Source organism: Vibrio quintilis (genome assembly GCF_024529975.1).
GTDB classification, from domain to species: domain Bacteria; phylum Pseudomonadota; class Gammaproteobacteria; order Enterobacterales; family Vibrionaceae; genus Vibrio; species Vibrio quintilis.
Map to the genome: position 1 here is coordinate 1,611,878 of NZ_AP024898.1, position 25,553 is coordinate 1,637,430.

26 protein-coding genes are annotated in these 25,553 nt (G+C 44.8%); 11 read left to right on the forward strand and 15 right to left on the reverse strand.

Annotated elements, in window-relative coordinates; genetic code table 11:
• Positions 1–146: 146 nt before the first annotated feature.
• Both OC443_RS25745 and OC443_RS25750 read left to right on the forward strand, forming a co-directional pair.
• The gene (locus OC443_RS25745; protein WP_073579524.1) at positions 147–653 is read left to right on the forward strand and encodes an acyl-CoA thioesterase; all 507 of its coding nucleotides are present in this window, start codon (positions 147–149) and stop codon (positions 651–653) included.
• Between the two features lie 66 nt (positions 654–719).
• On the forward strand, positions 720–1,139 hold the full coding sequence (locus OC443_RS25750) for a hypothetical protein (RefSeq protein WP_073579523.1): 420 nt from the start codon (positions 720–722) through the stop codon (positions 1,137–1,139).
• A gap of 394 nt (positions 1,140–1,533) precedes the next feature.
• On the opposite strand, the gene OC443_RS25755 is transcribed toward OC443_RS25750, so the two are convergent.
• Together OC443_RS25755 and OC443_RS25760 are read right to left on the reverse strand one after the other, a co-directional pair.
• Positions 1,534–1,755 carry a DUF3820 family protein gene (locus OC443_RS25755; protein WP_073579522.1) on the reverse strand — a complete coding sequence of 74 codons (222 nt, stop codon included), beginning with the start codon at positions 1,753–1,755 and terminating at the stop codon, positions 1,534–1,536.
• Between the two features lie 32 nt (positions 1,756–1,787).
• Positions 1,788–2,540, reverse strand: a complete 753-nt coding sequence (locus tag OC443_RS25760; protein WP_073579521.1) for an SMODS domain-containing nucleotidyltransferase — start codon at positions 2,538–2,540, stop codon at positions 1,788–1,790.
• A 272-nt stretch (positions 2,541–2,812) separates the two neighbouring features.
• Here OC443_RS25760 and OC443_RS25765 point away from each other — a divergent pair, with 272 nt between their 5' ends.
• Positions 2,813–3,304: a hypothetical protein gene (locus tag OC443_RS25765; RefSeq protein WP_073579520.1), complete on the forward strand. Its 492-nt coding sequence runs from the start codon at positions 2,813–2,815 to the stop codon at positions 3,302–3,304.
• An 84-nt stretch (positions 3,305–3,388) separates the two neighbouring features.
• On the opposite strand, the gene OC443_RS25770 is transcribed toward OC443_RS25765, so the two are convergent.
• Positions 3,389–4,291: a DMT family transporter gene (locus tag OC443_RS25770; RefSeq protein WP_073579519.1), complete on the reverse strand. Its 903-nt coding sequence runs from the start codon at positions 4,289–4,291 to the stop codon at positions 3,389–3,391.
• A 149-nt stretch (positions 4,292–4,440) separates the two neighbouring features.
• Here OC443_RS25770 and OC443_RS25775 point away from each other — a divergent pair, with 149 nt between their 5' ends.
• Together OC443_RS25775 and speG are read left to right on the forward strand one after the other, a co-directional pair.
• Positions 4,441–4,695: a hypothetical protein gene (locus tag OC443_RS25775; protein WP_073579518.1), complete on the forward strand. Its 255-nt coding sequence runs from the start codon at positions 4,441–4,443 to the stop codon at positions 4,693–4,695.
• A gap of 159 nt (positions 4,696–4,854) precedes the next feature.
• Positions 4,855–5,397, forward strand: coding sequence for a spermidine N1-acetyltransferase (gene speG, locus OC443_RS25780; RefSeq protein WP_073579577.1), 543 nt, complete (start codon positions 4,855–4,857; stop codon positions 5,395–5,397).
• Between the two features lie 9 nt (positions 5,398–5,406).
• Here the strand turns inward: speG and ppiC are convergent, their stop codons facing one another.
• On the reverse strand, positions 5,407–5,685 hold the full coding sequence (gene ppiC / locus OC443_RS25785; RefSeq protein ID WP_073579517.1) for a peptidylprolyl isomerase PpiC: 279 nt from the start codon (positions 5,683–5,685) through the stop codon (positions 5,407–5,409).
• Positions 5,686–5,850: 165 nt separating this feature from the next.
• Between ppiC and OC443_RS25790 the strand changes: the two genes are divergently transcribed.
• The gene (locus OC443_RS25790; protein WP_073579516.1) at positions 5,851–6,768 is read left to right on the forward strand and encodes a chemotaxis protein; all 918 of its coding nucleotides are present in this window, start codon (positions 5,851–5,853) and stop codon (positions 6,766–6,768) included.
• Between the two features lie 210 nt (positions 6,769–6,978).
• On the opposite strand, the gene OC443_RS25795 is transcribed toward OC443_RS25790, so the two are convergent.
• Entirely contained in the window at positions 6,979–7,560 is a 582-nt protein-coding gene (locus tag OC443_RS25795; RefSeq protein ID WP_073579515.1) for an aldolase/citrate lyase/malate synthase family protein, read from the reverse strand.
• Positions 7,561–7,717: 157 nt separating this feature from the next.
• Between OC443_RS25795 and OC443_RS25800 the strand changes: the two genes are divergently transcribed.
• The gene (locus OC443_RS25800) at positions 7,718–9,238 is read left to right on the forward strand and encodes a DUF3612 domain-containing protein (protein WP_073579514.1); all 1,521 of its coding nucleotides are present in this window, start codon (positions 7,718–7,720) and stop codon (positions 9,236–9,238) included.
• Positions 9,239–9,528: 290 nt separating this feature from the next.
• On the opposite strand, the gene OC443_RS25805 is transcribed toward OC443_RS25800, so the two are convergent.
• Together OC443_RS25805 and OC443_RS25810 are read right to left on the reverse strand one after the other, a co-directional pair.
• Positions 9,529–10,896 carry a diguanylate cyclase gene (locus OC443_RS25805; protein ID WP_159440298.1) on the reverse strand — a complete coding sequence of 456 codons (1,368 nt, stop codon included), beginning with the start codon at positions 10,894–10,896 and terminating at the stop codon, positions 9,529–9,531.
• A 223-nt stretch (positions 10,897–11,119) separates the two neighbouring features.
• Positions 11,120–11,767, reverse strand: coding sequence for a TetR/AcrR family transcriptional regulator (locus tag OC443_RS25810; protein ID WP_073579512.1), 648 nt, complete (start codon positions 11,765–11,767; stop codon positions 11,120–11,122).
• A 221-nt stretch (positions 11,768–11,988) separates the two neighbouring features.
• Here OC443_RS25810 and OC443_RS25815 point away from each other — a divergent pair, with 221 nt between their 5' ends.
• Positions 11,989–12,735, forward strand: coding sequence for a MipA/OmpV family protein (locus OC443_RS25815; protein ID WP_073579511.1), 747 nt, complete (start codon positions 11,989–11,991; stop codon positions 12,733–12,735).
• Positions 12,736–13,178: 443 nt separating this feature from the next.
• Entirely contained in the window at positions 13,179–15,128 is a 1,950-nt protein-coding gene (locus OC443_RS25820; RefSeq protein WP_073579510.1) for an NAD(P)/FAD-dependent oxidoreductase, read from the forward strand.
• A 110-nt stretch (positions 15,129–15,238) separates the two neighbouring features.
• Here OC443_RS25820 and OC443_RS25825 read toward each other — a convergent pair whose 3' ends face one another.
• A complete protein-coding gene (locus OC443_RS25825; RefSeq protein ID WP_370738719.1) occupies positions 15,239–15,637 on the reverse strand; it encodes a GNAT family N-acetyltransferase in 399 nt (132 codons plus the stop codon).
• A 343-nt stretch (positions 15,638–15,980) separates the two neighbouring features.
• On the opposite strand from OC443_RS25825, the gene OC443_RS25830 reads away from it, so the two are divergent.
• Positions 15,981–16,919 (forward strand): porin, encoded by a 939-nt coding sequence (locus OC443_RS25830; protein WP_073579509.1) that lies wholly within the window; start codon positions 15,981–15,983, stop codon positions 16,917–16,919.
• Positions 16,920–17,062: 143 nt separating this feature from the next.
• On the opposite strand, the gene OC443_RS25835 is transcribed toward OC443_RS25830, so the two are convergent.
• Positions 17,063–17,416: a hypothetical protein gene (locus tag OC443_RS25835; RefSeq protein WP_073579576.1), complete on the reverse strand. Its 354-nt coding sequence runs from the start codon at positions 17,414–17,416 to the stop codon at positions 17,063–17,065.
• A 209-nt stretch (positions 17,417–17,625) separates the two neighbouring features.
• Between OC443_RS25835 and OC443_RS25840 the strand changes: the two genes are divergently transcribed.
• Complete coding sequence (locus OC443_RS25840) at positions 17,626–19,503, forward strand: putative bifunctional diguanylate cyclase/phosphodiesterase (RefSeq protein WP_073579508.1); 1,878 nt, start codon at positions 17,626–17,628, stop codon at positions 19,501–19,503.
• Positions 19,504–19,658: 155 nt separating this feature from the next.
• Here the strand turns inward: OC443_RS25840 and OC443_RS25845 are convergent, their stop codons facing one another.
• The 6 genes from OC443_RS25845 to OC443_RS25870 all read right to left on the reverse strand — a co-directional run bounded on the left by OC443_RS25845 (position 19,659) and on the right by OC443_RS25870 (position 25,470).
• Positions 19,659–20,972, reverse strand: coding sequence for a peptidoglycan DD-metalloendopeptidase family protein (locus OC443_RS25845; protein WP_073579507.1), 1,314 nt, complete (start codon positions 20,970–20,972; stop codon positions 19,659–19,661).
• A 239-nt stretch (positions 20,973–21,211) separates the two neighbouring features.
• Positions 21,212–21,511 (reverse strand): isoamylase early set domain-containing protein, encoded by a 300-nt coding sequence (locus tag OC443_RS25850; protein ID WP_073579506.1) that lies wholly within the window; start codon positions 21,509–21,511, stop codon positions 21,212–21,214.
• A 445-nt stretch (positions 21,512–21,956) separates the two neighbouring features.
• Positions 21,957–22,706 (reverse strand): phosphate ABC transporter ATP-binding protein PstB, encoded by a 750-nt coding sequence (gene pstB / locus OC443_RS25855; protein ID WP_073579505.1) that lies wholly within the window; start codon positions 22,704–22,706, stop codon positions 21,957–21,959.
• Positions 22,707–22,757: 51 nt separating this feature from the next.
• Positions 22,758–23,621, reverse strand: coding sequence for a phosphate ABC transporter permease PstA (pstA, locus tag OC443_RS25860; protein ID WP_073579504.1), 864 nt, complete (start codon positions 23,619–23,621; stop codon positions 22,758–22,760).
• 2 nt (positions 23,622–23,623) lie between these two features.
• Entirely contained in the window at positions 23,624–24,523 is a 900-nt protein-coding gene (gene pstC / locus OC443_RS25865) for a phosphate ABC transporter permease subunit PstC (RefSeq protein WP_370738718.1), read from the reverse strand.
• A 125-nt stretch (positions 24,524–24,648) separates the two neighbouring features.
• Complete coding sequence (locus OC443_RS25870; protein WP_073579502.1) at positions 24,649–25,470, reverse strand: phosphate ABC transporter substrate-binding protein; 822 nt, start codon at positions 25,468–25,470, stop codon at positions 24,649–24,651.
• Positions 25,471–25,553: the final 83 nt, after the last annotated feature.

Genomic DNA, 25,553 nt, shown 5'->3' on the forward strand with positions numbered 1-25,553 from the left:
TGCCACCCGCACCCTGATTTGCTATTGGTATAAGAACCGGAGCCAGCCATGATCACCCGATTGCTGGTATTCGCGTGTAAATATTCAGGAACTCAAAAACTATCTACAAATCCTGAAACTTCAGCTCAACACAAAGGAACCCATCTATGACCGATACGAATGATATGAATAAGCGCGAAATGACACTGCGTTTTCTGGCCGAGCCCGGCGATGTCAATTTTGGCGGAAAAGTGCACGGCGGCGCCGTCATGAAATGGATCGATTTAGCCGCTTATGCCTGTTCAGCCGCCTGGAGCGGGAAATATTGTATTACCGCTTATGCCGGTGGCATTCGGTTTGTCGCGCCCATTCTCGTTGGCCATCTGGTCGAAGTCAGTGCAAAAGTTGTCTATACCGGACGGACATCGATGCATATTGCGATTGATGTTCAGGCCAGCAATCCCAGAACTCAGGATAAGCGCCTGACCACACACTGCATCGTGATTATGGTTGCTGTCGATGAGCTGGGCAAACCAAGCTCCGTACCTGAGTGGGTGCCCACAACACCTGAAGATATTGAATTACGGGAATCAGCCATCCGGCTGATGAAAATGCGTGAACAGATTGGTGAAGAAATGGAAGCGCATGTCAAAGCATTCAAAACCAGGCCGTAACAGACGCGATACCTAAAGCACCTGACCCGGTCATTCAGATCCTGTAAAACAGAGAGGCAATCTGCCATGAAAAAAACCATCTTCATTGCGTGTATAACCGGGTTATGTGGCTTATGGACCATTGGAACACAGGCAAACATCATCCCCACAATCAAAACCACCGTTGCCACCCATGCACACGGTTTTGATCATCAGAAATTCAAGGATGAGATCATGTCAAACGACCAGATCGCGGTTCGCGACATGATCAAAAGTAAAGATTACGATCCGAATTATCTGTTTGCAGACGGACAAAGCTATTTCGACGGCGTGATGATGTTTGATAATTGCGAGATGGCAGAGATTCTGCTCGCTTCCGGCATCAGGACGGATCTGAAAACATCGGACAATCTGACCATTGCGGAAAAAATCACTAAATCGGCAAGCCCGTGCCTGAAAAAGCTGTTGGCTCAATATCTTATACCCAAGCAACCTGAAGATGAATGATTCAGCGTGCAGCCGAAAGGTACAGTTCAAGGAAAGGGAATGCAGGAATGTACCCACCTTTCAAATTCTCTTGACGCAGAAATGTGCCTTTCAGCTCACGCCCTGCGGGTGAGTTTGTCAGGCTCTGATACAGCGTGACTGATTTTCAACGTAGAATGACTATGTCTTCAAATCAGTGCCTTGTCTCAGAGCCTGACAAATCTCACTGAACCCTGCATCTTCAGGTTGTTTGGGTATAGTAAGTAACGGAAATCGCTCAGTAAATCTGAGCTACAGGGAAATATTCATACGTTTTTGAGATATGGTGCTGCATACCTGGGTAGCGACCAGGTATACGGTTGAAACTCATTACTTTGTCAACAAACCACTTTGTCAACAAACTCAAGCAACCGGACTATTCCGGTTGTTTCAGCGGTTTGACCAGCCGGTCCAGCCCTTCAATCTTAATAGCCAGACACAGCTGCATCAGCTCCCCGAGTTCTCCCTGCGGGAACTCACCTTTGCGCTCAAACCACAGCAGATATTCCTCTGGTAAATCAATCAAGACCCGTCCGGCATATTTACCAAACGGCATTTTAGTTTGCGCCAGTTTTAATAAGTTCTCTTTACTGAGCATAGATAATACCTGCTGTCACTGTCGATATGGATTTAAACCGGAAAGTCCTGACCGAACAACATATTGCGACAAAATTCACCAAATTCAGAGTCAGCCATCGACTGCAGATGATACGGACTGTCGACCCAGCCGTAAACCCGAAGTAACTCCTGAATGCCTTCCCGGTAACTGCGGATAAATTCAAATGTTTCCAGCGCGGCCTGCTCCATCTGATAAGAAGAAATATTGTTGATCTTGTTTTGATACTTACAGTATTTCATCATCCGCAATAATGGCAGCAGCTTTCCATCCAGTTTTGCATCCGCTGCAATCAGCCGGGTTTCTGAGATTTGCGGGCTGCCCACGTAGGACCAGTCATTATTATTGGTTGCCAGCGGAATATAAAAGCCCAGCTCATGATGATCACCGACCATCACCGCCGGCACCAGCTCAAACCGGCAGTGATCAAAATTAATCGCCATACACATTTTATCTAACCGCAATACACTGTCCGGCCACACATGGTGCAAGTCATGTTTTAGCTGATTCAACACCACATGCGGCACCACATCCCGCTGCTCAGATGACATCACCACAAACAGGTCGACATCACATGCTGGCTGAATCAATGTCTTTTTCTTATAACCGCCGGTAATAAAGCATTCGGTGACATACGGGAGTTGCTTTAACTGATCCCGGATTGCCGCAAAACGACTGTTGATCTCTGATTCCTGGGCATCTGTCAGTGCAATATGTTGTAAAAACTGTTCAAACTGAGCCGATAATTCAGCGGATTGCTCAACCATATGATTTCCTTACTGATGTATTTCATAACTGCGGCATAGTATAAGGAAAGCCACTTCAGATTTATATGCAACCATCCAGAATATTGAAATCCGGCACACAGATTTCTTTATCCATCCCATTGCGTCCTGATTTTTGTCTTATACCCAAACAACCTGAAGATGCAGGTTGCTTGGATATAATTATTGTTTTTCACACAAAAATGATAATGATTTGCATTTGATAATGGTTTTCATTTAAATTAATTACTTCAAACAGACTGACGGGAGTCACCATGAATTTAGAACAGTGCTGGACTTATTACGTCAAGGCCGAAGAACTTAATCAACAAGGCCACTGGCCGGAGGCATTTCACCTGTATCATGATTTTCTGGCAAACCTGCCGGATCATTTGCAGTCAGCGATGGCGGGACATTCGACCAAGCCATGCCAGTTCATGTGCATGTTGGATGGATTTAAGAACGCCACGATTCACCAGTCTGAAATTCTGAACACGCTGGGCAAGAATGAAGCGGCATTTCAGCTGCTCAATCAAACCTATAATTATCTGCAATTTATGGTGCTGGAGCCTTTCTCATTGCGGCCAGCTGTGCATGATGTCATCGTTGATCACAGTGAAACGCTGTTACAGCATATTGAAGCCTTCTGTGCCGCACAGCGTTCGGCCACCTGGATGCTGGAATTAGAGCAAATCCAGCGGGCGCATTATCACTTTCACCAGCTACAACAGTTCAGCCAGCATGAATCATTCAGTCTGATGAATTAATGTCGTTTTTATCCGATCCTCTGAATCAAACAAATTCAGAGGCGGATATCAAAAAAGAGACTGCTTTCAGAGACAGAACAACCCTCACGTCCGGCGCAAAAACCGCAGCTGCGGCCCGAACACATTGATCAGGGCACCGGAGACAATCAGTCCACCGCCAATATAAGTCCAGACTGACGGCACTTCATGGAAAACCCACACACCAATCAGGCCGGAAAAAACGATTTGTATATAGGAATAAGCAGAGGCTTTTCCTGCGGTCTGGGTTTGCATGGCCCGGGTCAGGCCATATTGCCCGACCTGAGTGAAGATACCGACTAACACTAAAACCAGCGTCAGGTGTAAATCCGGCCAGACAAAATCCTTGCCCATCAGGATCACAGAGACCGGCAGAGCTACCAGCGGAAAATAAAAAATAATTACAGAGCTGTCTTCGCTGCGGCTGAGTTTTCTGACAATCACATAAGCAATCGCACTGCCAAATGCACCCAACAAAGCAATACCGACACTAAATAGTGGCAAATGATAATCAACGCCACTGTCCATGCCCGGCTGGACCATAGTAAACAGCCCCAGCAAACACAGCACAATACAGATCAAGGTCGCAAACTGAACCCGCTCTTTTAAGAAAATCACCGCCAGCAACGCAGTAAACACGGGATGGACATATTGCAGAATCGTCGCCGCTGCCAGCGGCAATGTCGTGACTGAATAATAGACACACATCAGAGCAACCGTGCCAACTGCTCCCCGGGCAAACAGCCACTTTTTATTGTGTCCCCAGATGGAAATTTTTTTACGTTTGACATCCAGATAGCTGATAATCAGCGACACCAGCGCCCTCGCCGCCACAATCTCAAACAGCGGAATCCCGTATTTTCCGACCAGCTTGACACAGGCAGACATCAGCGCAAAACCAAGGGCAGACAAAAGCATAAAGCGGACGCCAAGCGGCACCAGCGAATCAGATTCAGATTGGGGGGACATAACAACATCAGATTAGTCAAAAGTGTGAGCAGTTTAACATATTTAACTGATAAAAGGAGCAGGAATATGTCAGCCAGTCATTGTCATGAAGATTTCATTTTTATTTGATCTAATAGCAATAAGTGAAATCAGATGAATAAGGAAAGCACTTGAATGCTTCTGCTATCACGCTCAGCCACACAACAATAGAAGACTTACACGCTGTTGAATATCAATGGGTCCGTTCTATGTATGCCAGTGGCCATAGTGTTCAGGAAATCAATCATTATATTCGTCAGTGCTTTGGCGGTGATGAGTCTTTTGCTGATCTGTTTCGCAAAGTCGCATTACACCAGGAAGAGTTGTATGTGCTGCTGCAATATATAGGTTATCAGCCACTGTATTCTGATTCAGGGCTGGGTTAACTTTTCTTATTTACCGGGATATTTCTGATCAGGTCACGTTTATTTTTTAAGCGGCACCCGCTAAAGTAAATATACCCAAGCAACCTGAAGATGCGGGATTCAGGTTGCTTGGGTATAATAAGAAGAGTTCTTTTAACTGGTCCGGAGCACATGATTATGCTGAACGACGAACTTTATCTTCGTGCACTGGAGCGCGATGATCTGAGGTTTGTTCATAACCTCAACAATAACCGCAATATCATGTCTTACTGGTTCGAAGAGCCTTATGAGTCTTTCGACGAACTGGAAGAATTATACAATAAACACATTCACGACAATGCTGAGCGACGGTTTGTTGTGGAAGACCGGAATAAACAGTTAATTGGCCTGGTGGAATTAATCGAGATTAATTACATTCACCGCAGCGCAGAATTTCAGATCATCATCGCACCGGACTATCAGGGCAATGGCTATGCCTCCTGCCTGATTCATAAAGCGCTGGACTACTCTTTTACCATCCTCAATTTACACAAAATCTATCTGCATGTGGCAATTGAAAACGATAAGGCAATTCACTTGTACAACAAAGCAGGATTTAAAGAAGAAGGCCATCTGGTACAGGAGTTTTTTATCAACGGGCATTATCAGGATGTAAAACGCATGTATATTCTGCAGCACGATTACCTGACACGCCTCGGACAGGCCATTCACCTTGAAAGCTAATCTGAAATGTTAAGTCCGGTACAAGACTTTCACGATATGCCAGCCAAACTTTGTTTTCACCAGCTGCGGGGTCAGGACTTCCCCTTTAAAGCAGGCTTTGTCAAACGCCGGCACCATTTGCCCGCGACGAAACTCTCCCAGATCACCTCCCTTTTTACCTGAAGGACACAAAGAGTGTTTTCTGGCAAGTGTCTGAAATTTTGCACCTTTCTTTAATTGCCGGAGGATATCTTCCGCCTGATTTTTATGTTTAACAAGTATATGCAGTGCAGCAGCTGTTGCGGCCATTGTCAGATTCTCCCCATCAAAACGGTAGATTATAACGTAACTTATCAGAGATAGTGATATTTGAATCGATAAGATCAATAAAAGACCGTTTAGAGAAATTCTGATATTGAACCGGAACTCAGATCGTTTACTATTACATATAAGAGCGTCTTTAGGTAAGTCATCATGGGTAAAACCGTAAGTAAAGCGAATCAATCTCAGGGAATGCTGATGTTTACACTCAATCGTCAGCGTCAGATGTTTGCGATTGGTACACTAAAAATTCGTGAAATTGTGTCTTATCAGCCCATGACACAAATTCCATATTCACATCACAATGTGATTGGTACAGTCACCATCAGAAATTTAACGATTCCGGTGATCGATATGGCTGCCGCTATCGGCTTCTATCCGATTCCTCCGGAAGATTATAAAGACTGCTACCTGATTGTTACCGATTGTCTGCGTACTGTCGTCGCCTTTATGGTACGTTCAATTGAAAAAATCATTGAATGTAACTGGCGTGCGATCGAACCGGCCCCTTCAACAGCCGGACACCATGTGTTTGTTACGGGCATCACCCGGTTCGAAGATCACATTGTACAAATGCTGGATGTCGAGCTGCTCTTGTCCAAAATATATCCGCAGTTTGAATCCACAAAAATCCCGATTCTGACTGATATCGAACGGGAAAAGCTGAAAGCGTTTAATATTTTGCTGGTCGATGATTCAACAGTAGCCAGAAAGCAGTTGTCTGATGCACTTGACGGCATCAATATTCCTTACGATATCTGTAAAAATGGCGCCGAAGGGCTTCAGCTGATGCGCGATCGGGCTGAGCGGGGCTCACCCGTCGATATTCTGGTCAGCGATATCGAAATGCCGGGGCTGGATGGCTACGAGTTATCATTTGAAGTCCAGAATGATCCGGCGCTGAGCAATGCTTATATAATCCTGCATACGTCGCTGTCGAGTGAAATCTGTATAGAACAGGCTCATCAGGTTGGGGCACATGAAGCACTGGAAAAATTTAACTCAACCGAGTTGGTTGAAGCCATGCTCCGCGGTGCGACCAAATTACAGGAACAAGCTGTCAGTAGCTAACTTTATGTTCTGCAGATAAAAAAATCAGCGCATCTCTCACCGCAAAGCAGATGCGCTGTTTCAGAAAAAAAAGTGAAGCTGCTTCTGCCCCTTTGATGATTGTTAAAGTAAACTCATGCTCTGAGTCATAACTGACAATAAAAGAACAATCACCACACAGCTTCAAAACAGGAACAAGGATATGTTAAATTAACTCCGCTTACTTCCGGCCTAACCTTCGTCGTAACTGACATCCAGCTGATAATCACCATCCCCCTTGGAGTGATATTCTTTGCTTTCACTACATACCAGTGGATGCCCTTTTTCATCACACTTCACCAGGCTGACCCAGTGGCGGATACATAACGTGGCATGACACTCTGAAGCCTGCGCATTTAAATGCGTACAGGTTTCCAGCTGAATATCTGCAATTTCAACCAGTTCAATGCATCCGGTGCCTCTGCGCGCGCCCAGAGCAACTTCTACATGGCAACCATCCCCGTTACGAAACACGATTTGCTTTGGTTCGTTCCGGTCACCGACGTAGGCAACAAAATGATTGGGATACTGTAATCCGGTATGTCTTCCATCACTGAAGTAAGCCACAATGTGGTGATAGTCAATCACATAACTGGTGACATCAGAATGTGATCCTTCATCAAGAGGGAAAAGTTTATCCAGTAATCTTTTGGCCTGAGCCTGTTTCTCTTTCGCCTGCCCGGCACCCAGTGATTCCACAGAAATCACCATCTCTGTAATAAATTGCTGACTTTGCTGTCTGTCAAATATGGTATTTGGCATTTGCATGTTCATCAATGCATCCCCTCATGTCATCCTTTTTAAAATTCACATTCACAACCTCACTTCATGTGGGGTATTTTTTCACCACGATGTGATTTTGCTTATCTTTTAGACTAATCTATTCTATATACAATTTCACAACAAAAATTTTACAGTGTGAATTATACAAATGGCCTTATCAAAGAGTATTATTCGTCAGTCTCACTTTCTGGGTACAAAAGTACGAAACTTAAGAAAGAGAAATCACCTGACTATGGAAGATTTATCTGCAAGATGTATCCGGATCAATCCTGAGTACGCCCCTTCGGTGTCTTACCTGTCAATGATAGAACGGGGGAAGCGGGTACCAAGTATTGAGATGCTGAAAGTCATTGCGCAGGTGTTTCAAAAAGATCCCAACTGGTTTCTGGATGATCAGCCGGAAGCGGTTGATATCACGCCAAACAAAGGTACCCGTGGCGGGATTACCGGCATGGCACTTGAACCCGGTTTTCTGTTTTCAGAAGAAATTCTGCAAATTGCAATTCCGGAAATGCTGTCACAAACGGGCATCTCCGGCAGGCAGTTTGCCCAGTTGCTCATCCGGGCACATCAGGAAAGTCTGAAAAATCATTTCCCTGATCTGGAACGTGCCGCAGAGAATATTGGTCAGAAACAACTCAATCTGACAGTTGAGGATTTGATCGACATCGCACATCATCTGGGGCTGAGCATTCACTGGTTCTCTGAAGCTTCAACGGAAGTCAAAGATGAACTGGGGCTGGCAGCCAACAGGTTGGTGACTTCTTATTTTGAGCCACCCGGCTCAATCTATCTCAATGAACTGATGAAGCCTTTTCCAACCCGGATCAAATATGATTTAGCCGTTTATATCGGCCATAACATTCTTCACAGTAAAGAAGGCTGCAAAACCGTGCTCTCTATCGGGCACACCAACAGCTGGGAAGAGAATTCCGCTGAACAGGCAACTTACGATATCAACTCAATTGATATGCTTCAGGCATGGCGGGATTTTGAATCGAGTTTCTTTGCCGGCGCATTATTGTGTCCCAAAGTACCATTCCGCCAGCTGCTTGACCGGAATGGATACGAGATTTCCGTTCATGAAAAGGTCGGTGTTTCACCTTCTGTCGCGATGAGACGGATGACCGCAGTGTCGCCTTATCCTTACTGGCATTACTTTGATGCTTATGGCGAAGGTAAACTCAAAGCCGTTTACAGAGGCAATGGCATCCCGCTACCGTGGGGAAATATGCGCAAGGTTAAAGATCCCTGTCAGCACTGGGCAGTTTTCCGCCAGCTCGCCAGCCCTCAGTCTGGCAGTTCCGCTCAAATATCTCTGCTGAATGTCGGCGATGAACCGAGAATCTACTGTTGTGAATCCGTAAATGTGATTGACCCGGCCGGAAATTCACGGGTGTTATGTGCCGGCATCGATTTAAATCCGGCACTTGAAGCCCAGGGCTGGAATGCTTTAGACATAGCAACATCACTGAAAGAAGCATGCATCAGCGGCGGTGGTGCCGCAAAAATTCCGAAGCCAATTCACCAGCGTTTAACGACGATTGCAAAAATATTGAATATCAACTGGATTGAGCGTGGGATTACAAAGGAAGCACAACTGATTTGTTCCCGCGGAGGTGTCTGTCCCCGTAAGCCAAACTGTTACCAGTCAGCCAGCACAGAATAGCGGGTGAAAGAAAACCAACAGACAAAAAAAAGCCAGTCACAAATGAATGTGTGACTGGCTGATAATCAGTGTGAACAATAATCAGGTTCACTAACAACGTCAGTTGGCTAGGTGACCCTCGGCTTAAAAGGGTCACTTGATATAATGCAGTAAGCGTGCCAACTTTTAAAATCAATATAAGTGATTGAATAAAAAAGATTTTATATTTATTCTGTACAAACTCATAGCAGAGGAGTTCATATAGGATTGCATCATGCAATTTAATTTTCATTTTGCAAATGCAATATGAATCAACGCTGATATTTCTCAGCATACATATTGCTATCCGCAAACTTGATCATATCACTGACATTCTCCATCTCATCCATATAAGTGGTATAACCGATACTCACTTCCAGCAAAATACTGTGTCCTTCGCATTGAATGGGGATTAATTCAAATGTATGACGAATCCTGTCTATCACACCTCTGATATAGTGAGAATGAACACCATCAATCAGCAATACCAAAAATTCATCACCACCGATTCTGGCAACACAATCACTGTCCCGGACCGCATTGCGGATACGTCTGGCACATTCGATTAACACCTGATCACCGACAAAATGTCCGTACTGATCATTGATGAGTTTAAATTTATCTATATCGATACAAAGCAGGCTGAATCCCGGGCCAGAGGCTGCTCCTCTCTGCTTTTTATTCTCAAAGACTTTACTGAGCCTGTCCATAAAGAACCGCCTGTTGGGTAACTGAGTCAGCTCATCACACATGGATAACTGGTTTGATTTTTTATACAGGCGATAGACTGTCAGGAAGGACATCGTCAACACAACAAACAATGAATAACCGATAATGCGAACCAGATAGTATTGATACCAGGAATACCGGCTGTCGACATTCCCCTGTTTTTCAGCAATCGCGATCTGCCAGGTTCCCGAGGGAAAATAAAACATCTCCTGTACAAACACATGCTGAAAAACCTGCGGTTTTCCCCAAAAAACATTCCCTTCTTTTTCCGTAAAGTCTTTTCCCATGACAGCAATATCAAAATGGCTGGCCAAATCGGTAAAATTGAGAAAACTAAACAACTTATCAATATCAACCACGATACTGACACTTCCCCAATAATGCTGATTTTTCAGGGGATCAAGGAAAACCGGAGAACGGACAATCACCGCAGTACCACCCTGAACAAGTTTCACCGGGCCGGACACGACAACCTCCTCCATCTGGCGGGCTTTTTGCACCGCCTCCCACTGCTCCGGAATTGAACGGAAATCGGTGCCGATTGCCTTTTTATTTTCTTCAACAGGATAAACATACCGGATCACATCATCCGGTGCTAAGGAGACAGAACGAATATATTTGCCCTGCTCAATGGTTTGCTGAGAGACACTTTGCCAAAACTGAGAAACCGCCTGACTATGAACAGAAATAAGCATAGAAAGACTTTTGGCGGCATAAGCATCCGCCAGAATAGAAGCTTCTAACTTGTAGCGGACCAGAGCTAATTCGTCTTCTGCCCGTTGCTGGATATCATGCCGCATTGCCTGCTGATGAGTCAGAAAAAGAAACTCGATTAAACCTGTATAAGCGCAGCCCAGAATCAATAAAAAAATAATGGCTGTCCACGGCCTCAGCAGGACATGATGATGCATGAATTTTCTCTCTGTTGTTCTGGTTATCATTTTCTAATAACAATGAGTCAAAAAGCCTGGATAGACAAATCACTCTAACAAAAACAATGAGAATTAATATGCATATATTGTAAATAAATGAATTTATCGCGGTTTACCGCACCTGGCCCGGTTATCTCTTAAGCCAGTACCTCCCGGGTGTGTGAATTTTTGGTCATGAATGTCTCAATACATGGCTGAAAATTTAGCCAGGCACCAATATCGAAAGTGCCATTTTGGTATACATCTCTTCTAACATTTGCCAGCCGGCATCAGTTTGAACCGGGATGCCGGAAAAAACCGATTCATTCCCGGCACGAATCACCAGATAATTCAGACTGGCGCCTAAAATAGCACCAAATGAATTCAGCAAGGTTGTATTAAACCGGCCGGTTTTTACCAGAAAGGCAAATAAAGCCTGAACATGGGCTTCTCTTGCTTTCGCCAGCACATTGCCGACCGGTGACGATTCGATGAGCTCCCAGGCAAGAATCGCAGCGGTTGCTTTACGCGTTCTGATCGCCGAAATATGCTGACGAATCAACGTCGCCACCGCTTGTTCAAGATCATTTTCAAAATCAGCCAGGGTCAGCTCACCAATACTTTCCTCAACAGACGGCCAGAAAATACCACTTTCCGCGTACTTCTCCGCCAGTTGTTCTAACCCACCAAAATATCTGTAAATCAACACCTTATCTACCTTTGCTTTAGAAGCAACATAGTTAATTTTCAGTTTTTGAAAACCTTCATTGACCAGAATATCTTCGAACGTATCCAGAATTCTTTGTTCAGTCTGTTCTCTTCTTCCCATTTGTTTCTGTTCACCTTCACGAATAGGTAATATATATTGCATATTTCCGGGGGATGATGTTGAACAGATTCATACACTGTCAAACGACCCGGCGGTTTTTATGACGAAAAACCATGGCTCTGAATACACATTTTAACCAATTTTGACTTTACAAACATAGCATAAAAAAACAGAATGTCACCAGAGAGTGACAAAACATTATTTGATCATCATGTTTGTTTGGGTATATACCTGCATCAGTAAAAATAAAGAGTATTCGATATATGAAAAAAGCAAATTATCTGATTTTGGCAGCAAATTTAATCGCCTTGCCGCTTTATGCCCAAAGCACAGATTACTCGATCGGTGCTGGCGTAGGCATACAGCAATCAATTTATAAAGGCATTGACAACACAACGTCTCCTTTTCCGTTAGTTGGATATGAAGGTGAGCACTTCTTCATTCAGGGCGTCACTGCCGGTTATCAGCTGCGTCCGGCCAGCGCATCATCAAATCTTATTTTCAAGGTGATGTATGACTTTAAGGAGTTTGATCCTTCCGACTCTGATAATGCACAAATGCAGTTACTGAATAAAAGAGATAACGCCGTGATGGCTGGTGTCGGTTATAAACTGAAAACCGCAGTGGGAATTTTTCAGGCGGATGCTTTAACAGATGTCAGTGATGAACATAATGGCTCCTCAACCAGAGCAATGTGGACCATCCCCTTCCCTAATGGCCGCTGGGGATTCAATACCACCGTCGGCTACAATTACAGCAACGGGAATTACAATAACTATTACTATGGCGTTTCTGCTCAGGAATCCGTGGTATCAGGGCTGGCCAGTTATGATCTGGACTGGGCGGGCTCATTCTTCACCAATATCCAGTCTTACTGGATGCTGACGCAAAACCTGTCTGTTGGCGGCGGTATCACTTACACATTGTATGATGATGAAATATCGGATAGTCCGATGGTTGATGATGATGAAACACTCGGCGTCAATATGAGTGTGACTTATCGCTTTTAAACCACGATATTTCACTGTCATTTTTCTCCGCTTCCATCACTTCCATCACTCATCCACTAAAACCGGTCAAATCAGCGGCCGGTTTCTGCTCAGGCAACTGTGTCCTGAAAACAGTGCCAAACAATCACTCAGGTAAATACCAAACACGAACACACATCAGCCCGGCTTACGGGATTCGACATGACGATCATTTCCAGACACATAAGTAGCTTACTTGATATACCCAAGCAACCTGAAGATGCAGAGTTCAGCGTGCATCTTCAGGTTGTTTGGGTATATATAAAAATCTCTGATATAAACACCATAATTTTTCGTCTGTTTCCTCCCGGCCAAATCCGTTAATTTATTTTGAACAGATTATTTTATCTTTATTTATCAAAGATCTGTTTTGCCTGACAAAACAAAAAAATTTCTATTAATGGCCAATTCACGGAGAAGCAATCATGAAACTGAAATACCCGCACCTGTTTAAACCCATTCAGATCGGCAATATTACTTTTAAAAACCGTCTCTTTTCTGCGCCTGTATCTCTACAGGAATTATCCAGTGAATGCTTTTTATCACAGGAAAACATCGCATTCTTCGAGCTGAGGGCGAAAGGAGGCGCAGCCAACGTCACTATTGGCGAAGCCATTGTCGAAGAAACCGGCCGTGCACATACCAAAGAGTTACGCATTGATGACCCGCTGATTCTGCCATCCCTGACCCATGCCGCCCGTTCTATTCGCCGTCATAATTCGATTCCCAGCATAGAGCTGGCACATGGCGGTAAATATGCCGGGATTCCGAATCTTGAGAATCCCCATCCGAAAAACAGACCATACGGCCCGGTCCACGAATTTTCCGAAAACGGTACTGAAGTTTTTCAGATGGAAGAATCCATGCTGATCCGGCTGGCAGAGTCCTACAAGACAGCAGCAGCCCGGGCTAAACTGGCCGGATTTGAAATGCTGATGGTACACGGGGCACATGGCTGGTTAATCAGTCAGTTCCTTTCTCCAACCAACACCCGGACTGATCAGTACGGTGGCTCCTTTGAAAACAGAATGCGCTTCCCTGTGATGGTACTGCAGGCTATCCGGGAAGCCGTCGGACCGGGCTTTCCAATTGAATTTCGAATGAATGCGCTGGAGCTGTATCCTGAAGGGCATGGTCTGGATGAAGCCATCCGGGTAGCCAAATACATTGAACCTTATGTCGATATTCTTCATATCAGTGCCGGTAACCAACACATTCAGGAAACATTTGTCAGAACCCACCCATCGATGTTTTTGCCCCACGGTGTCAATGCAGGGCTTGCAGCTGAAATCAAAAAACATGTCAGCATTCCTGTGGCCGTTGTCGGCGCAATTACCGACCCGGATTTAGCTGAGGAAATTATCGCCTCAGGACAGGCCGATATTGTAGCTCTTGCCCGTGGCTTAATGGCTGATCCATTCCTGCCACAAAAAGCCCATGAGGGCCGTGATCAGGATATCCGTAAATGTATGCGCTGCCATGACTGTATGGACACAATCATTGTCACCCGGGATACCGCATGCAGTATTAACCCGGTCATTGGGGAAGAAGAACTCTATTTCTCTCCGCCACCGTTGCCCCGCCAGTCTAAAAAAATTCTGGTTGCCGGTGGCGGTCCGGGTGGCATGCAGGCGGCACTAACAGCAGCTGAACGCAACCATCAGGTCATTCTTTGTGAGGCCAGCTCTGAGCTGGGCGGACAAATTCGCTGCGAAGCTCATGTGGATTTCAAAAAGAATTATTACGAGTTCTCAAAATGGCTGATTCATCAGGTCACTCAACATGAGAATATTGAAATTCGCACAAATACGAAAGTCGATCCTCAGCTTGTTGACACGATTGCACCGGATTCACTGGTCTGCGCAATCGGTGCTGTTCCGATCACGCCGGGCATTCCGGGCATCGATGATCCGCGGGTCATTTATTGCACGGATATGGAGAATGAAGATCTGGAAACCGGACAGCGGGTGGTGATTATCGGCGCCGGGCTGGTTGGCTCAGAAACCGCAGTGCATTTCAAGCGGGAGAACAAACAGGTCACTTTAATCGAAGCCAGAGATGACTTTGCCGTTGATGCGAACGTTTTCCATAAAATGGCACTGAATATCGAACTGCGCGAAGGTATCGATGTCCATCTGAACACCCGCGTGGAAGCCATTACGCCAGAAGGCGTGGTTGCTATCGATCAATCCGGCCAGAAACATGTTTTCCCGGCAGATACCATTTTCTGTGCCGCTGGTATGCGGTCGCTTGCTGAGGAACGTGAGCAGCTCAGAGAGTCCATTATTGACTTCCGGCCTGTCGGAGATTGCGTTCAGGTTGGTAAAGTCTCTGCGGCAGTCCATCACGGTCATTATGCCGGTATCGATATTTAAACTGAACTGACTTCAGGCCGGAAACGCCATCGCAAACAGTTTCCGGCCTGATCCTGTATCTTCGGATATCAGGCGTCTGTTAGCTCTGTCAGTTAAACTCACTTTGTCTGTTAAACCAGGCTGTACACATCCGGTTGCCAGATTTGCATAAAAATTTCCGGATTGGCTATTGGTTTAAAACCATATTGTTCATACAAGCCATGCGCATCACTTGTTGCCAGCACGATACGCCTCAACCCCTGAAGTTCCGGATGACTCACAATCTCATGGATTAACCATTTACTCAGGCCTGCACCACGGTGGGTTTCTGAGATAAACACATCAGACAAATAAGCAAATGTCGCTTTATCAGTGATCATCCGGGCAAAGCCAACCTGCTCACCAGAATCCTTGTACACGCCAAAACATAATGAATTGGCAATCGCTTTTTGCATTACCGCTTCCGGTATACCTTTCGCCCAATAGCTCTCTGAAATAAAACGATATACCCAAGCAACCTGAAGATGCAGGGTTCAGGTTGCTTGGGTATAAACCACTGTAAAATCAAGTTCACTTTGATTGGTACTGACCCGATACCCTTCCACCACAGATAGTCACCCCTTCAATTCTGTCAGACATATCAGTCCGTTATAGCATACATCAGCATCCGGTGCCCGGCCTCACGGGCATTAGTCATTAAATTGAAACAAAAACCCAATAAAAACAAAATCTAACAATAACAATCCTGAAAGCAAAGGTTCATCTTTAATCTCTAATTTATCCCGGTCAATACAACAAAAGTGCTGCGGCTCATTCTGTCACCACAACCCAATGGCAGATGTTTGGCACTTCAAACAAGATAAGGTAAATAAAATGAAAAAAGCAGTTCTGGCAACCGCAATTTTTACAGCATTGGTATCTGGTACATCTTTCGCAGCAACTGTCTATGACAGCGAAGGGACAACATTGAAAGTTGGTGGACGTGCTGAAGGACGTTTCAACATCTCTGACAACAACGAATCAGCAACAGATAACACAAGCACGTTCAAAGATAAATCCCGTGCACGTGTCAACCTGAAAGGTAAATCTGAAATTTCTGATTCATTGTACGGTTTCGGTAAATATGAAGCTGAGCTGGACAGCGAATCTGACATCACAAACCGTTACTTTTTCGCGGGTATCGGCACAAACATCGGTGAGTTCTCATACGGTAAACAGGATTCTTCTCAGACTCAGCTGACAGACTTCACTGATATCCTGAATACATTTGGTGCCAGCGCTTCAAGCTATGTCAGTGGCAACAAAAGTAAACGTGAGAACAACTTCCTGTATTCAGGTGAATTCGATGCACTGACACTGAAAGCAAACTACGTTGCTTCTGATGAAGAAGATGAAGATAGCGTTGGTCTTTCAGGGGTTTATCAAATCAATGATGCATTCAGTGCTGGTTTAGGTTATGTCAATCAGGACGCTGGTGAATCAGTGTCCGGTGATCAATTCAACGCAGTTCTTGGCTACAAAATGGATGCATTATATCTGGGTGCATTCTTCAGCACAGGTACTGCAGTTGCATCAAATAAAGAAGTCGATGCGACAGCTTACGAGCTGAGTGCTAAGTACAAGTTCGGTCAAACTGCACTGGCGGCTGTTTATAACTATCAGGAACTGGATGACGATGATTCAGTCGATGAATTTGCAGTTGAAGTTGAGCACAAATTTAACGGCCATCTTCGCATGTATGCCGGTTATCTGTTCCAGCAAATGGATAACGAAGATGACGAGCTACAGGCGGGTATCCGTTACGATTTCTAAAATGATGTCTTCTGTCCGGAAGCGTTATCAGGCAAAACAATTGTCCTGAAAGCGATTACCATGCCGGGCAGAGTTCAGGCACCATTATAAAAATAAATTCTACTGTCCTTTTTATTTGGCCGGGCAGGCGTGCCCGGCCTTTTTTATCCATTACGTTTTGGCTGCTGATAAGTTTTTCCCGCCGCCTGATAAACCTCTTTCTTTTTCACACTGAATTCAGATTCAAAAAACCAGGCCACAAAACCGATCACATCATCACCTTCATTCATGATGTGTTCAACATAGTCCTGCATTTCTCCCTGCTCATTCTCCTGCTGTGTCACATGATAAATTCGTTTTTTACCCTCAGCTTCTGCAATCGCAAACTGCCCGGTTAAGTCTTTTGCGGCTTCAGCAATATCGCTATCCTCAACGGTTTTGAGAAAATCCAGCGCCTGCGGCAATGAACCGCACTCGCAAGCCTGTTTAACAATTTGCACGAAATCATGCTGTTGCATCATCTTTACCATTCTGATTCCAAATAAGTGCGCCTATCCTCTCATAAATTGATTTTCCCCTAAAGCCTGATCATTGCTGAAAAAACCGAATACACCACCGCTTCATGGTTTCTTAAGGAAAATAGCCCTGATACTGGAAAAGTTGCATTTCTTCTTCCACAGTTAAAAGGACATTATTCAATCTAATCAAGGTCAGCGGGCTTTTTGGCATGAAAATGGACAAGCATTCCTTGTTCAGAGAACGAAGTCTTCAAGCAATCTCTGAGCTTATCGACACTACCGATGGTTCTTTATATCAGCAAGCAACTGATATACTGCATCACGCCTTAAATTCATATGCTTCATTACTGATTGAAGTTGACAGGACCACTCAGTCTAAGCGTCTGCTGGCAACCTCACCCAAAATGCGGGCCGAAGAGAACATATGCCGGGATTTGGAAACTTTGCTGACGCAACAGATGAAATACACTCAGGATGATTATTTCATCATTCCAATGCACACGGCTTTACGGTTTCCGCAAGAACGGTATGTCGTACAACATCAGATCGAAGGTTATTTCGGCACCACATCCCAAAGCTCTGAGCCCGGCAGTCAGTGCTATTTATTCATCACACTGACAACAGAACCGATAGACGATCCGGACACTCTGTATGAATGGCATCAGCTCATTGCACAAATCGTACAACAAAACCAGCGACATGATTATCTGGCCCGGCGTGTGGATCTGTTACTGAACCGGCTCAACCATGAGGTTTCTCACGATAATCTGACTAACCTGATGAATAAAAGCTATCTGACAGATACGCTGGAACGGTTAATGATTTCCCCGCCGGAAACCGGACCCAAACCATTTTCACTGGGCTTACTGGATATCAAAAACTTCAGTTTAATCAATGATGTTCATGGTATTTATATCGGCGATCAGGTCTTAAAGCATGTCGCGCAAATCATGGCGACGCTGATTCAGGATGAGCAGTTTGTCTTCCGTCTGGCCAATGATGAATTTGCATTTATCACTTTTCGTCAGAACCCGGTGTCATTATGTGAAAAAATGATCAAACAGATCTCATATGGATATCATGATACCCACCATCACATTTCGCTGAAGACCCGTATCGGACTGGCAACGTACGTCGAAAGTTCGGTTCATGCCGATGAGCTGTTACTCCATGCCTCTCTGGCACTCAAAGAGTGTAAAACAGCAGATCACCCCATCTGCAGCTACGAAACATCCCTGAGCGATGCCTATCTGCGTAAAACAGAACTGATCAATGCCCTGAAAAAAGAGCTGAATACCAGCATTGAAGCATCTGATGCACTTTCGATTAAGCTTCAGCCAATTGTTCGCCGCCACCAAAGTATATGGAGCTATTTTGAGGTTCTGGCGCGATGGACGCACCCGACACTGGGAGAAATCAGCCCGATAGAGTTTATTGAAGTTGCTGAAGAGTCCGGCTTAATCATCAGCCTGGGGCGACGGATTATCAAACTGGCCTGTCTGGCAAAACAGGAAATTGAGTCACATGGGTGTCACATCAGGCTCAGTATCAACTGCTCAGCCCAGGAACTGAGTCAGTCTCATCTCTATACCGATTACCTGACAGAACAGATCACCGCTTTTGGATTTCACCCGGAAGAATTTACCATTGAGATCACTGAAACCACACTGTTAGTACAACAGCACCTGGCGAAGAAAACATTACGTCAGCTCCGCACCGCCGGGTTTAAAATTGCACTGGATGACTTTGGGACAGGTTATTCCAGCCTGAACTATATTCACAGCTATCCAATTGATTGTATTAAAATTGATGCCTCTTTTATCAAAAATATGCTCAACAGCTATAAATCAGAGAAAGTTGTCAGTCTGATTATTCAGCTGGCAAACCAGCTGAATATTGATCTGGTCGCCGAAGGTGTAGAGCAGCAACATATCCTGAATAAGCTTTATAATATGGGCTGTAGTCAAATTCAGGGGTACTGGTTTTCCCGGCCAATCCCAAGCCAGGACGTCGTTCGTCATTTGTTAAACCAAAGCCAAACGTCGGCATCCGATACGGATACGTTAGTCAACCTGCGTTCTTCATAAGGTTTGGTTGAACACCGGGTTACCATCATCAATAAGTTGCCATCATCAATAAAATTCCCGGCATAAAAAAGCCAACGCGACCAGAGGTCTGTTGGCTTTCAGTTCATTGCTCTTCCGGATCACCGGATTTATCTTGCCCGGATCAGACTGCTGACCTAGCTTTGACCCGTCCCTTCTTCTGTCCGGGAAGCCAGCTGAAGCTCTTTTTGCTTCAGCAGCTGATCCAGCCGGTTGCGGTTCGCCTTAAATTGCTTCATCTCTTTTCTTGCTACTGACGTCGCCATCGGAATTTTCGCTTTCATTGCATTCACCGGGCGACCTTTGACAAGCAGCTCATAATGCAAATGAGGACCGGTTACACGCCCTGAACGACCAGTCAACGCAATTTTCTGCCCACGGGAAACTTTTTGACCTTTATGAACCAGAATCTTACTCAGATGCAGATAGCGGGTTTTATAAGTTGAGTCATGCCGGATCACCACATATTTCCCGGCATAAGGGTGGTTACGGATCATCACCACTGTGCCATCACCCGTTGCCAGAACCGGCGTCCCAACCGGTGTGGCAAAATCAGTTCCGTTATGCGGCATAATCCGGTGAGTCACCGGGTGGTGGCGATGCGGATTAAACGGTGAGCTGATCCGCCATCTTCTGCTGGTTGGATAACGACGGAAAGCTCTTTGCAGGCTGCGCCCATTGCGATCATAATACTGGCCATCTGTATGCAGGTAAGCTGAAATCGTTTTGCCCCGGGTAAAAATTTTCACCGCCTGAATCTCAGTATTTCCGGTCAGCGTTTTACCGACATACTGCTTCGACTGAACAATTTCAAATTTATCACCGGCACGCAGGTCTCTGGCAAAATTAATCTTATCTTTCAGTAAAGAGACGATTTGCTCGATTTCATTACTGTTCAGGCCCGCCTTATTCACCGATAATGAGAATGAGCCGTGAATCTCACCAATGAGCGGTTCACGCTTCCACTGACCGGGAATTTTGATGCTTTTATACTCATAACTACCGTCTTCCAGCCGGGTAAAGACCACACTTTCAACCAGACTGAATTCAAGTGACATTTTCTGCAGAGACTGCCCGTCTTCACTTCTCCAGAAACGAAGTGTATCACCAGGCATAATGGTATCCAGAGACAAATAGTCCAGATCCGTTTCCATAATTTTCATCAGGTCACGATAACCGAATCCAAGCTGCTCAAAGATATGACTGAGATTATCTCCGGGACGAATCGTATATTCGTAATCAGGCAGGCGTTCTGTCATTTGTGTTTGTTCGGCCACCAGGGACTCGACCAAACGGTTTTCGGGTAAAGCCAGTTCAAGGCTGCGACGATGGACTTGTCCGTGATAAAGCAAATTATAGAATGCGATTACGATTAATAATGGTAATCCGAGAACATATGCTTTTTGCCGGCCAGACAGCGCCGCGACACGTTCGATAATTGCTTTCACCACTCACGATACCCCGATAATTGAAAAATCAATAAAGCTTAAAATTTTATACTGTAAAAGTCACGAAAGAAAAATGATAAGGCTTAAAAAAACGCCAAAAGGCACCGAAGTGCCCTGTCAAATATATGCTCAGAGTCTCAATCTGTATCAGTTCAGATACGATGTTACCCATGAACTTCATTGATCAGAAATGGCTCACCCAAATCACTTGTTCAGCCAGATCTTATTGTTGCAGAGAAGGTTTACTGGTGTGTGGAAACCAGACAATTATCTTCACCAAACTCATTGGGAACATACTGATCAGCGCCGGGGTCATTAACCCAGTCCTGTTCATTGACCAGATAACGAAACTGAAACTGCTCATCTTTCGGCAAACGCGTCTTAAACTTAAAAGTTCCGGACTTCGAGATTTTCTTCATTGGTTCAGGCTTCCAGTCAAGAAAATCCGCTACGATTGCTGCCCTTGAAGCATCTTCAGGCATATCCAGTTCAAACGTCACTTCAACTTCATTCTTGGTTTTAAAAAAGCGCTTACTAATCATCTGCAAACTCCGTCTTGTCATTGGTGCTGATTCTGAACAAGTCACCCTTTATTTCAGAAGTAATAACCTGCCCGAACTCAAATTGAACAAATATTAACCAATTCTGTTTATCTTAAAAAATATAGCACCTATCTACAATAACAAAATAAACAAAGTGCTATTTTTACTTTGATTTTCTGCCATCAACTGATGGTTTGGTTACTATCACCCATCAAATTGAATAATGCGACAGTAAGCATATGTTCATAAACATAAGCAATGGTATGACATTTTTCCACCCCAAAGTGTGATATCGGTTCCATCGGCGCCGAATAACAAGCCACTCCGTGATCAGAAAAATAAAAAAAGCCCCTGAAACAGGGGCAAGAGTTACCATCGCTTATAGTTATTTGAATGCGGTGACCTGATGGTGAGGTATAAAAATAAATAGTAAGGCGCAGCCAGATCAGCCGAAATCGCCGTTCACATAACCACGGGTACGATCATCGCCCGGATTACTGAAAATAACTGAAGTCTCATTATGTTCAACCAATTCTCCCATCAGGAAGAAAGCCGTTCGATCTGAAATACGGCGGGCCTGTTGCATTGAGTGGGTCACAATCACGATAGTGTAGTTTTTCTTCAGCTCTTCCATCAGCTCTTCGATCTTATGCGTTGCAATTGGATCCAAAGCGGAAGTCGGTTCATCCATCAAAATCACGTCAGGTTCCATGGCAATCGTCCGGGCAATACACAAACGTTGCTGCTGTCCGCCTGACAGACCAAATGCATGAGACTTCAGACGATCTTTCACTTCATCCCACAGTGCGGCACCACGAAGCGAGCTTTCTACCACTTGATCAATATGCTTTTTGTCCTTAATACCCTGCGCACGCAGACCATAAGCAACATTTTCATAGATACTCATCGGAAACGGATTCGGCTTCTGGAAAACCATACCGACTCTGATACGCAAATCGGCCACGTCGATATTGCCGTAGATGTCTTCACCGTCCATCGTCAGTAATCCGGTAATTTTCACGCCTTCAATCAGATCATTCATTCTGTTCAGACAGCGCAATAATGTGGATTTACCACAACCTGACGGACCAATCAAAGCCGTCACCTGACGCTGAGGAATGGGCAGATTAATCGATTTTAGTGCCTGACTTTCACCATAAAACAGATTCAGGTTTTCAATAGAAAATTTATTCATTGTTTCAATCTCAAATAATTCTTTATCACTTCATCAACGGAACACGACGGATTAGTAAGTTGCAGTATTAAATCTTCTTGCAATCAGCTTCGTGAACATGTTGATCAACAGGACAACCACAATCAGTACAGTCGCTGTACCGTATGCCTGGTTCCACTCTTCAATCGTGAATAACTCGGTTGTCAGTTTGTATAAATGCACCGTCAGTGTCCGGCCTGAATCAAACAGTGAATCAGGAATACGTGCCACCATCCCTGCAGTCAGGAATATCGGGGCAGATTCGCCAATCACCCGGCCAATACTTAAAATGACAGATGTCAGAATTCCCGGAATCGCACTCGGTAAGATCAACCGCCAAATGGTATATATTTTTGAAGCACCAAGCCCGTATGACCCTTCACGATAAGTTTGGGGAACCGCCATTAATGCTTCTTCCGTGGTACGAATAATCACAGGCAAGATCAGAATACTGATCGTCAGTGCACCTGAAAGGATAGAGAATCCAAAACCCAGAATGGCCACAAAGAATGTCATTCCGAACAAACCAAAAATAATCGACGGAATACCCGCCAGAGATTCGGTACAGAACCGGATCACTTTCACCAGCCGGCTGCCGACCTTCGCATATTCAGTCAGGTAAATCGCCGTCATAATCCCCAGTGGCGCAGCCACTGCAATAGACGCAATCACCATATAAATCGTGGAAACAATCATCGGAAAAATCCCGTGTTCGTCGCCGGTTCTGGTGTAGTTATCAGTAATAAAATGCCAGTCAACGTGCTTCAGGCCATTGGACAGTATGTACCAGATAATCCAGAATAAAAATCCAACCGTAAACGCTGCAGATAACCAGATAAAACCTTTTAAGATCCGGTCCTGAAAGACTCTGGCCTGTTTTAGTTTTACTCTATCCATGATTATTTCGCCTTCTCACGGTTCAGATATAAAAGTCCGCCATTGAGCATCATAATAAACACCAGCAGCACCACGCCTGTGGCATAAAGTGCATTCGCGTGTACCCCACTGGCATACGACATTTCAATTGCGATATTTGCCGTCAGTGTCCGGGCTGAGTCCAGAATTCCCTGAGGCATTGCCGGTGCATTGCCCATCACCATAATAATGGCCATGGTTTCACCCAGCGCACGACCGATCCCCAAAATGACGCCTGTCATGATCCCGGAACGGGCTGCCGGAACCAGCAACTTAAAAATGGTATAAATATTGGAAGCGCCTAATGCATACGAGCCTTCTTTATAAGCCCGCGGCACAGCGCGAATTGAAGTTTCAGAAACCGTAATTACGGTAGGCAGAATCATCACACCCAGTACGATCATTCCCGCCAGAATTGTATTTCCCGCCGGTACATCAAAAATCTGCTGAATCAGGGGAACAATAATCACCAGACCAAAAAATCCGTAAACAACAGAAGGAATACCAGCAAGCAGTTCAACCGCCGGACGAATCACGTCAGCTAAACGTTTTGGTGCAACTTCTGCGATAAAAATCGCTGTCAGAACCCCAATCGGAACCCCAATGACCACAGCACCAAATGTAGAAACGACAGATGCAACAATCATGGTCGCAACACCGTAAAGTGCGGGTGGTAACCAGTCAGTGCCCAGAATAATGCCTGAGACACCGGCTTCCTGAAATGCAGGAATACTTTCTTTAACTATAAAATAAGCAATAATAAAAAGTGAAACGATACCAATCACGGCACTGGTCAAAAACAGGCCATGAAAGGTTTTCTCCTTCCAGTCAACCCGCTTTTTCGTGCGCAGGCGCCGGCCTGAAGTCTGAGGCATCTCATTCATGATATTGTCATTACTCGTTGCGATGGTCATAAACAATCTCACTTATCCGGATAATCCGGATATGGATAGAAAAAGCCCAGCCAATCAAATCGGCTGAGCAATAAAAATAAGTGTTGTAATCAAGCTTAGTGAATTGAAATATAGCCTTTTTTGCTCACGATTTTCTGAGCATCTTTTGTCAGCATCCAGTCAAGGAATTTCTGAGTTTCAGCTGAAGGCTTACCTTGCTTGTAAAGGACCAGGAATGGACGGGCAACTTTGTAAGAACCATTCTTCACATTTGCCACAGATGCATCAACATTGTCGATTGCCAGTGCGTGAACTGAATTATCGACAGAACCCAGAGAGATGTAACCGATAGCATATGGGTTAGAAGCTACCATTGTCTTCAGACCACCGTTACCGTTTGCAACCTGTGCACGCTGAGAGATAGCAGAAACTTTCTTGCCTGCAATTTTCTTCTTCAGCTTCATGATGTCTTCAAACGCACCACGGGTACCTGAAGCGGTGTCACGGGTAATCGCAACAATTGGCTTATCGTTTCCGCCAACCTGCTTCCAGTTTGTCACTTCACCTTTATAGATAGCAGATACCTGCGCCGCAGTCAGACCTTTCAAAGGGTTTTTCGGGTTCACAACAACAGCAATCCCGTCACGGGCAATGACTTCTTCCACTAAAGCAGGTTCTTTTTCTTTCGCCTTCAGATTACGGGAAGCCATGCCAATATCAGCACTACCGTTTTTCGCTGCTTTAACACCAGCTGAAGAACCAGGTCCCTGAACTTCGATGAAAACACTTGAATGACTTTTCATATAAGTTTCAGCAAAAACTTCCATCAGTGGCGTCACACTACTGGAGCCTACTGCAGAAATTGTTTCTTTAGCTGAAGCAATATTTACTGATAGCGCACTGATAAGAGCAACTGCACCGATAACTGTTTTTTTCATCATCTATATCCTTTAAATGGCGTGTTCGCCGTTCACGTTTTATTTCAACGAGGGTCACTTTAGGATGGAAATATGACAATTGT